This window comes from Salibacterium aidingense DSM 18341 (assembly GCF_000429685.1).
In the GTDB taxonomy this organism is placed as follows: domain Bacteria; phylum Bacillota; class Bacilli; order Bacillales; family Marinococcaceae; genus Salibacterium; species Salibacterium aidingense.
Genome location: NZ_AUCI01000043.1, coordinates 1 through 12,781 on the forward strand (window position 1 = coordinate 1; position 12,781 = coordinate 12,781).

8 protein-coding genes are annotated in these 12,781 nt (G+C 43.0%); 5 read left to right on the top strand and 3 right to left on the bottom strand.

The window, feature by feature from the left end; all coding sequences use genetic code 11:
- Window positions 1–51: 51 nt before the first annotated feature.
- From G475_RS0121525 to G475_RS0121535, 3 genes are all read right to left on the bottom strand, one after another.
- On the bottom strand, window positions 52–1,269 hold the full coding sequence (locus tag G475_RS0121525; RefSeq protein WP_026702953.1) for an IS110 family RNA-guided transposase: 1,218 nt from the start codon (window positions 1,267–1,269) through the stop codon (window positions 52–54).
- Window positions 1,270–1,578: 309 nt separating this feature from the next.
- Entirely contained in the window at window positions 1,579–3,030 is a 1,452-nt protein-coding gene (locus tag G475_RS0121530; protein WP_026703022.1) for an NADP-dependent glyceraldehyde-3-phosphate dehydrogenase, read from the bottom strand.
- A gap of 463 nt (window positions 3,031–3,493) precedes the next feature.
- The gene (locus tag G475_RS0121535; protein ID WP_026703023.1) at window positions 3,494–4,900 is read right to left on the bottom strand and encodes a sigma-54 interaction domain-containing protein; all 1,407 of its coding nucleotides are present in this window, start codon (window positions 4,898–4,900) and stop codon (window positions 3,494–3,496) included.
- Between the two features lie 236 nt (window positions 4,901–5,136).
- On the opposite strand from G475_RS0121535, the gene G475_RS25975 reads away from it, so the two are divergent.
- The 5 genes from G475_RS25975 to G475_RS0121560 all read left to right on the top strand — a co-directional run.
- Window positions 5,137–6,759: an amidohydrolase gene (locus G475_RS25975; protein ID WP_051302819.1), complete on the top strand. Its 1,623-nt coding sequence runs from the start codon at window positions 5,137–5,139 to the stop codon at window positions 6,757–6,759.
- Between the two features lie 20 nt (window positions 6,760–6,779).
- The gene (locus G475_RS0121545; RefSeq protein ID WP_026703024.1) at window positions 6,780–8,351 is read left to right on the top strand and encodes a zinc-binding metallopeptidase family protein; all 1,572 of its coding nucleotides are present in this window, start codon (window positions 6,780–6,782) and stop codon (window positions 8,349–8,351) included.
- Window positions 8,352–8,372: 21 nt separating this feature from the next.
- Entirely contained in the window at window positions 8,373–9,860 is a 1,488-nt protein-coding gene (locus G475_RS25980) for a BCCT family transporter (protein WP_035712385.1), read from the top strand.
- 162 nt (window positions 9,861–10,022) lie between these two features.
- Window positions 10,023–11,366, top strand: a complete 1,344-nt coding sequence (gene gabT / locus G475_RS0121555; RefSeq protein WP_407636221.1) for a 4-aminobutyrate--2-oxoglutarate transaminase — start codon at window positions 10,023–10,025, stop codon at window positions 11,364–11,366.
- Window positions 11,367–11,387: 21 nt separating this feature from the next.
- A partial coding sequence (locus G475_RS0121560) for an NAD-dependent succinate-semialdehyde dehydrogenase (protein ID WP_026703026.1) occupies window positions 11,388–12,781 on the top strand: 1,394 nt, incomplete at its 3' end.

A 12,781-nucleotide genomic window follows, 5' to 3' on the forward strand; every position in this document is an offset into this window, starting at 1 on the left:
TCAGTAATTCATTTTTTAAAACGGAGGCATACGTGGTATAATATTAATATATTACTGGTCCATAGAGACCGCGTGCGAGTAATCGTACTTTGTATTATTCCTGACCATGGAATAGATACATTTCAATAGCTTGTTCATGCAAGCTACAGTGGCAACCTTATCCTTCTTGGGATTAGGTTGCTTTTTTAATTTATAGTAATAATCCACGATATGATTGGACGCTGCTTTTTGTTGGCGAATCATATTCCGAACAATGAAGTATAAAATTTTCCTTCCTTTTGGATTGCCTCGTTTGTTAATGCGATCTTGACCTTTATATTTTCCGGATTGGAATCTTCTAATATCAATACCCATAAAGGCGTTCACTTTTTTATGATTTGAAAAGCGGGAAAGGTCGCCAATTTCACCAATAAGAAGCGCTGCACTAATTTCACCAATACCTGGGAAACTTGTAAGGATCTTAAACTCTGAAAGCTGTTTGGTGTTGGCAATCAATTGTTCAGAAACTTGTTCTTTCTCCTCTAAGAGGTAATGCAATTGTCGTGCATAATATTGAACTTTTTGAGTTTGAACACTGTGTGGGGACACAGCTGGATAAGATTCCAAAGCGTAGTCGATCATTTGACTAGCCTTTTCCTTGGCTCGATTTTCCGAAATCTTTTTGGCGGTACTTTTCCTCAGAAGGTTTTTGATTTTTGTTTTACTCGTTTGTAGGACAAGTTCTGGATGGGGGAATAATTCTATAAGGGTTAAGGCATAAAGTGTAACCCTGCTTGTAAAGAATCGCTCCAGCTCAGGAAAACTTAACTGGATGGCATGATGCAAGTACATCCGTGTTCGTTTTATCTCCTCTTCCATTTCTTGATAAAACCGAGAAAGATCACGGATTTCATGATAAATGTTTGATTGTTGGATTTTTTCTGGCCGGTCATTTCGTTGGTGAGTTTGTGCTAATTTATGAGCATCCTGTTTGTCTGTTTTCCAGCTTCTGAGCGTTCCTTGTTCTAGTTGCTTTTTTGCCTCAAGAGGGTTTAATAAGCAGTACTTCAAATGATTCTTTTGACAAAAAGTTTCTACTGGTTTGGAGTAAATACCAGTTGATTCAAAAACGAGAATAGGTTCTTCTGAGAGGCTGCTAATTTCATCAAGCAGTACTTGAAAACCGCTCCTATTATGAAGAAATTCTCCTTCTGAAAGACACGTTTGACCATCGTATAAGACTTTGTAGCTTTTCCCCATTGAAATGTCTAAAGCAATGATTAATGCCACTACTCTCCCTCTCTCCTTATTGTTTTGAAAGATCTTCCCCTACTCATTTCGATTCTAATTTCCTATACACGAGCTCTATGGCCCCAACATACTTAAACCTGATTCAAAAATGAAAGGGAAGAAACCCGATTTTTTGTTCGGATTCGCAATCCTTGAGGCTTTGGTCGGGCTTTCTTTCCCTTCTCACTATATCTCAAATAAATAGTGGGTAAAGCCACCCGTCGATGACCTTACCCACTAATCTTAGTATGTTTTTTATTGATATCTTAGGGTTTTAGAGTTCCAGTTTCAGTATTTAGCCGTTAGTGCTTATTCGTTGAGGACCTTGACCTTTTCGCGGCTTAAGGAAAGCAGACTGTAACGCACGCCCTGAACCCCCAGGCCGGAATTTTTTACACCGAGGAAGGGGAAGTGGTCCGGGCCGCGGGATGTTTTCCCGTTTAACTGGACGCTGCCGACTTCCAGTTGGTCGGCAATGCGGTGGGCCGCATTAATATCCTGGGTGAAGACACTGGCCTGCAGTCCGTATTCAGACTCATTCGCGATTTGAATGGCTTCTTCTTCCCCTTTGACGCGGATAATGGGAAGTACAGGACCAAATGGTTCTTCCCAGGCTACCCGGGAATCGGTCGTTACTTTATCCAATAATGTGGGGGCCAGCAGATTTCCCTGTCTTTCATTGCCGGAAATAAGTTCGGCGCCTTGATCAAGGGCTTCCTCAATCATACTCTCGACATTGTCGGCACTTTTTTCATTGATGAGCGGGGTGATGTCAGCATCATCTTCCGGCTGCCCGACTGCCAGGGCTTCTACTTTTTCTTTCAGCTTAGCCACAAGTTCATCTGCTGCTTCTTCCTTGACAAGCACTCTTTTAATCGCGGTACAGCGCTGTCCGGAGTAGGAAAAGGCCCCTCCTGTGATTTCTTTGGCAGCCTTATCCAAATCCGCATCTTCCAATACAATAGCTGGATCTTTTCCGCCAAGCTCAAGGACAAGCGGAACCATTCCTGCTTTCTGGGACATGGAGACACCGGTTTCGGAGCCGCCGGTGAAAGAAATCTGATCAATGCCTTTATGTGTAACAAGAACGTCTCCGATTTCAGAACCGCGGCCGGTCGTAATATTGACAAGGCCTTCCGGAAGGCCGGCCTGCTCCAATGCTTCAATCATCATGATGCCGCTCAGGGATCCCTGTGTGGCTGGCTTGAATACCACACCATTCCCTGTCATCAAGGCAGGGGCAATTTTAGATGCGGAAAGGTTCAAGGGATAATTAAACGGAGAAATAGCCAGCACGACGCCGAGCGGTACGCGGCTAACCTGTGCTGTTTTGCTCGCAGGACCGCCGTTATAGCTGTCCCCGGTTAAAAGATCACCTGTCAGCCGCAGCCCCTCTTCCGCTGTATGGCGGATGAAATCCGCCGTGCGGACGACTTCATCAATAGCAGAGGACTTTTTCTTGGCAACTTCCTGCATAATCATGGAGCCTATGACTTCTTTATTTTCCACCAAGTTGTCTGCCCAGCGGAACAGTAATTGTTTTCTTTCATGCAGTGCGGTTTTGGCCCACTCCTTTTGAGCCGTGTTGGCCGCTTCCACCGCTTCATTCACTTCCTTTTCCGTAAGCGCCGGAACGCTGCCGATTTCTTTCCCATTGGAAGGGGAAGCCAGGGTGATACGGTTCCCGTTTTCATTTTCTCTCCATTCTCCATTTAAGAGAACGTTTTTTTGACTGAATGTTTCGACACTAGTGGTTGTCATCTTAAAAAACCTCCTCTTAATTTTTCTGTATTAATAGATAATAACAACCTGTATCATTTTAAGGTTCTTTTAACTGTAACAAACCTGACTTCATATGTTAATTATTCAGCTTAGGATGCGGAGATTACTGTCGCGAAGGTAATGAAAGCGCTATATTTATTTATCATTGTAGTCTATTTTTTCAAAAAATTTTAAAATGATATATAGGTTTTAGGTATAAAGTTATATAAAATACAAAAAAATAAAAGAGTACAATAAAGGTTTATAGTTCCATAAAACTAAAAAAGATAATATTCTGTGCGTAGAATATTATCTGGAGAAAAAGGAAGATGGAATGCTTTGGAAACTAATTTAACAGTCATTTTATTAAAGGTTAACAGAAATAATTGTAAAGTAAACTCTTTAGTCAGTGAAGAGGGTAATAGTATAACAGAATCAAATAATGAGTATAACAGTTTTTAAGTTACTTGCTTTTATTTGGAGTATTTTTTAAATAGAGACTCTTTTCATATTTATATTTTTGTAATTTCCTTACTACTGTGGGTTGGCTGATCCCAAGCAGTGCCGCTATTTCAGTTGTTGTGCTGCAATAATTCATTGCTTCATGCAAGACTTCCTGCTCTTTCTTTTGCAGCAGCTCCGGAAGTGTGTGATCAAAAATATTTGTAAAAGATTCTTCGATGCTAATAGATTTTATTTTGTCTGGTATATGTTCAGTTGTTATTTCATTTTCTTCTGTAGTTAATACTAATTTTTCCATGACATTTGATAATTCTCTGATGTTACCCCTCCATTCATAACGGAGAAGATCGTTATAGGCTGTTTGCGACAAGACCTTATTTTCAGAATACTTTTTATTAAAGTGTAGTAGTAATTGTTTGACCAGATCGATTAAATCTTCCTGCCGCTCTCGCAATGGAGGAATTTCAGCTTGGATAACTGCCAAACGAAAATATAAATCTTCCCGAAATTGCTTCTTTTTTATCTTTTCCTCAAGGTCTGCGTTTGTAGCAGCAATCAATCTAAAATTGACGCTCTGGGGCTTGGTGTTTCCTATGCGGTAGAATTTTTTATCTTGTATTAATGTGAGAAGTTTAGTCTGAAGAGATAAAGATATTTCTCCGATTTCATCCAAAAACAAGGTTCCATCTTTCGCTTCTTCCACCACCCCTTTCTTTCCTGAACGGTTGGCTCCAGTGAAAGCGCCGGGTTCATACCCGAATAACTCAGATTCCAGCAGAGGTTCTGGAATACTGCCGCAATCAATTTTAATAAACTGTCCCCTTCTTGTGCTTTCTTGATGAATATAATCTGCCAGCATGCTTTTCCCCACGCCTGATTCTCCTGTCAATAAAACGACAGCATCGGTGGGAGCTACTTTTTTAAGCATTTTTTTTACGCGCTGCATGTTATCACTGCGAGCTACAATGAGAGGATGAACCACTTGATTATGCTGAAGCTCATTTAACTCCATCTTTGTTTGTTGTAACTCCTGTTCTACATCTTTCACAAGTTTTTTTAAATGCTCCAGTTCTGTTATATCTTGCGCGTAACAAATAATATTTTTTAAGTTGTTGTTTTCATCGCGGATCACATCACCAGTTACTAAAAGTTTTTTCCCGGTTTGGGTTTCTTGTATCGTCGTTTGTTTTTTCATTGTCTCCAAAACAAGACGGGTAATAGAGGGGGAAAAGACTTTTTGGTTCTCTAATTCGTAAACAGATTTCCCTACCATTTTTTCTTTATCAAGCCCAAACCAATATTTAGTGGAGTCATTTGCGTATATAATAATTCCGTGAGGATTTGTAATAATCGCATCTGTATAAATGCTGGTGAAAATATCTTCCCAGTCTTGATGGCAGGCGCACATAATACCCCTCCTTTACATCCTTAGTCTAATCAAAACAGTATTTTATTCAAAAGTAAATAGTTTATTCTAAAATGAATAATTCGAATCTTTGGAGATTTTTCAATATATTCACCAATTTTTATGCATTTTTGAATAAAAGGACGGGATGGAAAAGCTTTTACTCCTGTCATCAGAGCATAAAAGAGTTGGCATAGTAATTGCAATTTACTGAGGTAAATTCAAACAGGAGGAAAAAGATGAATATAAACAAAAATCTAATATTTTTTGGTGGAACTATTTTGACAATGGATAAAGAAGAACGGGCCGAAGCAGTTGCCATAAGAGGAGGAAAAATTGTAGAAATAGGAACTTTAGAATATTGTGAATCATATTTTGGAGACGAAGTAGTGGAAAAAATCGATTTGATGGGGAAAAGTTTACTACCTGGATTTATTGATCCTCATGCCCATCTTATGATGTTGGGAATGTGTCACACATGGATTGATATTAGTTATCCCAAGGTTAAAAACATACAGGATCTATTAAATGTATTGAGTGAATATAAAGAAGCGCATCCAGAAGAGACTATCATCCGGGGATTTGGTTTTGATCAAAGAAATCTCGAAGAGCGCCGGTATCCCAAAGCGGAAGAATTGGATCAGGTTGCCAAAGATCGTGGCGTACAAATTATGCATGTAAGCGGGCACTGTAACGTTGTAAATTCTTACATGCTCGATAAACTGAATATTCATCCTGACAGTGAAACACCGAAAGGAGGCATGATAGGTAAAGATAAAAACGGTCAATTAAATGGTCAACTGTTTGATACAGCGAATAATTATTTTGCCCAGGAGAACGGGGTGGAAATAGGAAGTCATGGACCAAACATACACATGCCTGATACTCCAGAAAATTTACAAACATTAATAACAGCAGGACAGAATGAATGTCTTGCTTCCGGGATAACGACTATTAATGATCCACAGGTAACCAAACAAGAAATGGAATCCTATCAAACAGCGAAAGAAAAAGATCATCTTAAAATCCGGGTAGTTATGTCCTTTTTATCCAGTTATATGGATGAATTAATAAAACTTGGATTTCAATCGAAATTCCGAGATGATCAGCTTTCTATTGGATCTATAAAATTATATGCTGATGGTTCTTTGAACTCTGGCACGGCCTATTTATCAACAAGTTATAAAGATAGTGAGAAGAAATCAGGCTACTTGTATCATTCCCCGGAAGAGTTTAAAAGATTGTTCGTAAAAGCTCATACTCAAGGATTTCAAACCATTACTCATGCCCAGGGTGATGGAGCGATACAGGTAGTTATAGATGCGGCAGAAGAAGCGGAACACCAACATCCTTATAAAGGAAGAAGACATCGAATTGAACACTGCGGTCTGCCAGCGTTTGAACAAATTGAAAAAATTAAAAACCTCAAACTATTCCCTGTTCCTCAACCACAGCACGTCATGCAATTTGGAGAAGGTGTGGTAAGAGCTGTAGGGGATTACGGCAGACATTACTCTCCTTACGGATGGTTTCAACAGTTTGACATACCGGTAGTTTTGTCTTCGGATGCTCCTGTAGCGCCGCCCTATCCGATGGAAGCCATTTATGCTGCGGTTACAAGGAAAACGGTACATGGCACCACCGTAGGTGAAGGGCACAAAATAACATTAACTGAAGCGCTTCAAGGCTATACGATTGAAGCTGCGAAAGCTCTTCATCTTGAGGATAAAGTAGGTTCTATTACCAAAGGAAAATATGCAGATCTGGCAGTATTAGATAAAAACCCTTATGAACTGAAGGAGGAGGACTTAAAAGATTGTAAAGTTGTTGAAACGTGGGTGAATGGAGAAAGAGTGTATTGATTTTATGGAGGTGACAGAAGATGAAAGAAGAAAAGCAGCAGGTAATACAGTGGGTGGAGGACAACGCTAAAAACCTTTCAGACTGGAATCAGGTGATATGGGAGTATGCGGAACCAGCGTGGAGAGAATATAAATCAGCGGAGTGGTATGTTAATAAATTAAGGCAGGAAGGTTTTGAAGTAGAAGAGGCGAGTGGTGATATGCCTACCGCTTTTTGTGCAATTTGGAAGAATGGAGAAGGCCCTGTTATAGGAGGGTACGCGGAATACGATGCAGTGCCCGGGAATTGTCAGGCGGCTTCTACTGTCAAACAACCTAGAGGAGATTTAAGTCCCTACGCAGCTGGACATACAGATCCCCATTCTGCATTAGGGATCGGTTCTCTTGGGGGATTTTTAGCTGCCAAACAATGGATGGAAAAAAATGATATTAAGGGAACGTTAAAGTTTTTTGGGGAGCCAGCAGAAAAATTAAGAGGCTCCAAACCAATCCATGCCGCAAAGGGATATTACAATGATCTGGATGCCGCCATCAGCTTTCACCCCTTTTATATGATACCGTTATGCAACACAACGCGCTGGGATACACACTGCGGGGCAGCATATTCTGTGATGTATACTTTCACTTGTGACTCCCCGGAAACGTGGCAGGCCTCTGACGGAGGAAGTCCCATTCCTGCGGCACATGCAGGCATAAGAGCTCCGGGTGCTACTGATGCGGTAATCACTATGTACACTCTTTCTAAAATGAACAGAGAACATATGCTGTCTAATAACATGGGAGCTTCTATTAATGAAACGATATTAAATACTGGTCAGGCTACGGCTGATAATATTCCGGGACAAATGGGACAAATTTATTATTTCATCCGAGTGCCGACAGTGGAGATTGCTGAAAAAGTGGTGCAGGTCCTGGATAAGAATGCAGAAAGTGCGGCGCAATCTTCTCACTGTAATTGGGAAAGAAACTGGGTAACTAAGTCACGGCCAGGGCTAGCTAATCACACCTTGGCGAATGCAGCCTATAAAAATTTAGAGGTAGCAGGACCGCCAAGTTTTAAAGGAAAAGCGATAGATACCGCACAGCAAATCCAAAGAAATTTAGGGATACCTGAAATGGAGGAACCGTATCTAGAAGAAATTGAACAGTTAATTTCACCAAAAGCAGCAGAAACCAAAATGCGCAATGAGCTACCGGCATGGCAGGAACATTTTACTTCTGATGATTATACAGAATACTGCTGGCATGCGCCGACAGTTAGATTGTATATTGGAAGACCGATGCTGAAATCACCTTCTGGTTACTTTCAGTATCCGGATTGGGTAATGAATGCTTTGGGGGGATTGAGAGAATGCATTGATCCAATGATTATGACGGCATCAGAAACAGTAGGAATGACGATTATCGACTTATTGAAAAATGAAAATGAAGTACTGACAAAAGCAAAGGATGAATTTGAAGCGAGAACATGTGGCGGAATAAATGGGGAATCCTGGATGCCTCCTCTTTGCGATTATGAACCGCCGATTCATTATCGTTGGCCGGAATATGTAACGACAAAACGCGGAAAAGATCATTGGATTATCCCTTGATTCTAAAATGGAGGAAATTATATGAAAAATATTGTGCTTGTTAGTGCTTTGTGTGTCACACTTGCTTTAGTGTTATTCGGCGTTATTTTTCCAGATACTTTCAGTGAAGCAGCATCATATATTCTATATTCCTTTATAGGAGAATACTTTGGCTGGTATTATATGCTGGTTGCTTTGCTATTTGTGACTATTTGCATAACAGTCGCTTTTTCCAAATATGGTTCCTTGAAATTAGGAAAAGAAGCAGACCGGCCGGAGTTTCATACCTTTACCTGGATAGCTATGCTGTATAGTGCAGGTTTAGCCATTAGCTTATTCTTTTGGGGCGTGGCAGAACCGGTGCTAATGTATATGGCTCCGCCGACAGGAGAAGGAGAAACCCAGGGAGCAGCCAAAACAGCGATGGAATATACGTACTTTCATTGGGCACTTCACAGTTGGGGTGCCTATACGATAACAGGTCTCATCATGGCTTATTTTCAGTATCGAAAAAACACGCCGCCTTTAATTAACTATGCGTTTTATCCCATTCTTGGAGACAAAATACATGGGGTCACAGGGAAAATCATAAATATTCTTGCCATCTTTGCTGTTTTAGGCGGCATTACAACTTCTCTTGGTTTAGGGGCCCGTCAGATGGGAGCAGGCTTTGATTACGTTTGGGGTATTGAAAATACACCTGGGAATCAAATTGTATTAATCCTATTCTTATCTGCAATATTTATTATTTCAGCCAGTACAGGAATTAGAAGAGGAATTAAATGGCTTTCAAACATTAATATTGTACTGGCACTGGCTATTATGATTTTGGTTTTGTTTTCAGGACCGACTATGAATATTTTGGAAGTATTCGTTTCAACGACAGGGGGATATATAGAAAACTTTGTTGGAATGAGTTTCCATTTGGAACCTTTCATGAATGACTATACGTGGCAGGCCGAATGGGATTTCTTTTATTGGGGCTGGGCGATAAGCTTTGGTGTATTTGTAGGTTTGTTTGTAGCCAGAATATCGAAAGGAAGAACAATAAAACAATTTGTCATAGGAGCCATGCTCGTCCCTTCTCTTGCAACGATGATGTGGTACGCTACGTTCGGCGGAAGTGCACTATACAACATTATTAATTTAGAAAACTCTGAATTAGCGAATCGAATATTAGAAGATATGGATTCGGCTTTATTCTACTTTTTAGAATTATTTTCATTAAGCCCATTACTGATCATAATGACAGTAATTTCTCTGATAATATTTTTTGTAACATCCGCCGATTCGAGTGTCTATGTACTGGGGATGTATAGTGAAAGTTCCACCCTGCCAAGCACAAAGAGTAAAGTATTGTGGGGGTTGGTGATTTCGGGACTATCTATTGCTTTGCTTCTAAGCGGTGCTTTGTCTGCCTTGCAGTCTATCTCAGCAGTTGCAGGACTTCCATTCTCTATCGTCATTTTAGGGATGTGTTATTCGTTTATAAAATCATTAAAAGAAGAGGCCCTTTTTATGAAAAAATAATAAATTTAGAAATTTCAATAATCATTGAATCGATAATGATTCAATTGAGTTAAAAAAGAATCGTAAGCTGGTGAAAAGAAGAAGGATTCTCTGTGTTGTGGAGAATCTTTCTTTTGGCATAAATATTGCATTTAATAATTATGAAGAAAAAGAAAGGGAGAGATGAGGATGAATTTTGCAAATATGAAAACAAGCCTGCCCGGAAAAAAAGCAGAAGATTTATTGGAAAGGCGCCACCGGGTCATACCAGATGGTGTTGGATACGGGAACCCAAGTTTTACAAAACAAGCGGAAGGTGCCATGGTAGAAGATGTGGATGGAAATCAGTTTATTGATTTTGCGGGAGCGATTGGGACCATCAATGTCGGGCACCGTCATCCAACAGTTGTTGATGCGATAAAGAATCAGGTAGATGATTTTATTCATACCGGTTTTAATGTGATGATGTATGAATCGTATATTGAATTGGCAGAACGGTTATGCCAATTGTCTCCGGGAGACCATGCAAAAAAGGCAATGTTTCTAAACAGTGGGGCAGAAGCAGTGGAAAATGCCGTGAAAGTGGCGCGAAAATATACGAAGCGGCCGGCGGTTGTTACGTTTTCCCGCAGTTTTCATGGCCGCACGCTGATGACGATGTCGATGACCGCAAAGGTGAAGCCCTATAAATATGAATTCGGCCCCTTTGCACCAGAGGTTTACCGTGCGCCGTTTCCTTACTTTTACCGTAAACCGGACGCGATGACAGAGCAGGAATACAGTGAGGATACCCTTGGCCATGTAAAACGGGTAATAGAACAGGAAATTTCGCCGGACCGGGTAGCCGCTGTAGTAATGGAACCGGTTCAGGGAGAAGGTGGTTTTGTCGTTCCGGATCAAACATTTGTGCAGGGGGTGAAGGCTTTCTGCGAAGAACATGGTATTATGTTTGTAGCGGATGAAATTCAGACAGGCTTCACCCGCACCGGAGATTACTTTGCCATCAACCACTTTGATGTGGTGCCTGATCTTATCACCGTGTCTAAATCCATGGCGGCCGGCGTGCCCATCAGTGGCGTTATCGGCCGGGCCGAGGTCATGGACGCTGCTTCTCCGGGAGAACTCGGCGGTACTTACAGCGGCAGCCCGATTGGATGTGCTGCGGCTCTTGCAGTGCTGGATGTGATTGAGCAGGAAAACCTTAATGACCGGGCTTTTAAGATTGGTGAAACAGTGATGAATCAATTTCATGAATGGAAAAACAGGTATGACTGCATCGGCGATGTCCGCGGGCTGGGTGCTATGTGTGCGATCGAACTTGTCAGTAATTCTACGGAAAAAACCCCGGATAAAGCATTAACGGGACAAGTCGTGAAAGAAGCACAAAAGCGTGGGCTGCTTGTATTGGCCGCTGGTAATTACGGCAATGTGATCCGGATGCTGATGCCAATTGTCATCACGGATGCACAATTGCATGAAGGAATGAGTCTGTTGGAAGAAGCGATTCAGGCAGCGATGGAATCTTAAGGAAAAAAGAGGGAGGACGAGATGAAAAACTTACTCTATATTAATGGGACGTGGACAGGAACCAGCCTGGATAAAATGGATGTGACGAATCCGTCGACCGGCGAAACGGTAGCTGCGGTGCCGTTTGCCGGACAGAAGGAGGCGGAAGCAGCTGTTGATGCGGCGGCGGAAGCCTTCCCGGCCTGGGCGGCCAAAACGGCGAATGAACGAGCAGCCCGGTTGAAAAAATGGCACGAGTTGATCGAAGCCAACCGGGAAGCCATGGCCTCGTTGATGACGAGTGAACAGGGCAAGCCTTATAAGGAGGCTTATGGGGAAGTCGGCTACGCCAACAGCTTCATCGAATGGTATGCCGAAGAAGCCAGACGGATCTACGGCGATACGATTCCGGCTTCGGCCCCGGATAAGCGGATTGTTGTCCAGAAACAGCCGGTTGGCGTGACGGCTGTGATTACCCCGTGGAATTTTCCGGCGGCGATGATTACCCGGAAAGTCGGACCGGCGCTGGCCGCCGGCTGCACGGTCGTCATCAAACCGGCGGAAGACACGCCGCTGACCGCGTTGATGCTGGCGGAACTGGCGGAGGAGGCCGGCATTCCGGCCGGTGTGGTCAATGTTGTAACCGGCGATGCCCCCGCGATCGGCCAAACCTGGCTCGACGATAAACGGGTTCGCAAGCTCACCTTCACCGGCTCCACCCCGGTCGGGAAAAAACTGATGGAAGGATCAGCGCAGACGATGAAAAAAGTCTCGCTCGAACTCGGCGGCCACGCTCCGTTCATCGTGATGGACGATGCGGATCTGGAACAGGCGGTGGAAGGCGCGATCCAATCCAAATTCCGTAACGCCGGCCAGACGTGTGTCTGTGCCAACCGGATTTACGTGCAGGAAAGTCTTGCAGAAGCGTTTGAAGAAACATTCACCGCCGCTGTGCAGAAGCTGCAGGCCGGAGACGGCTTTGAAACGGGCGTTGACGTCGGCCCGCTCATCAATGAAGCGGCCCTGGAAAAAGTCGAAGCCCATGTCGCCGACGCGAAAGAAAAAGGAGCCCGGATTTTGAGCGGCGGCTCGCGGGTGGAAGGAAAACCCGGATTTTATGAGCCAACTGTCATCGCCGGAGCAGACGAAACCATGCTTTGTATGCAGGAGGAAACCTTCGGGCCGGTTGCGCCGATTGCCACGTTCCGGGACGAAGACGAAGCGGTGCGGCTGGCGAATAACACCGATTTCGGACTCGCTGCCTACGCCTTTACCCGTGACCTTTCCCGGGCCATGCGGCTGAGCGAAGCGCTGGAATACGGAATTGTCGGCATCAACGACGGCCTGCCGTCGGTTCCGCAGGCGCCGTTTGGCGGCATGAAAGAAAGCGGCCTCGGCCGGGAAGGCGGGTACTACGGTTTAGAGGAATTTCTGGA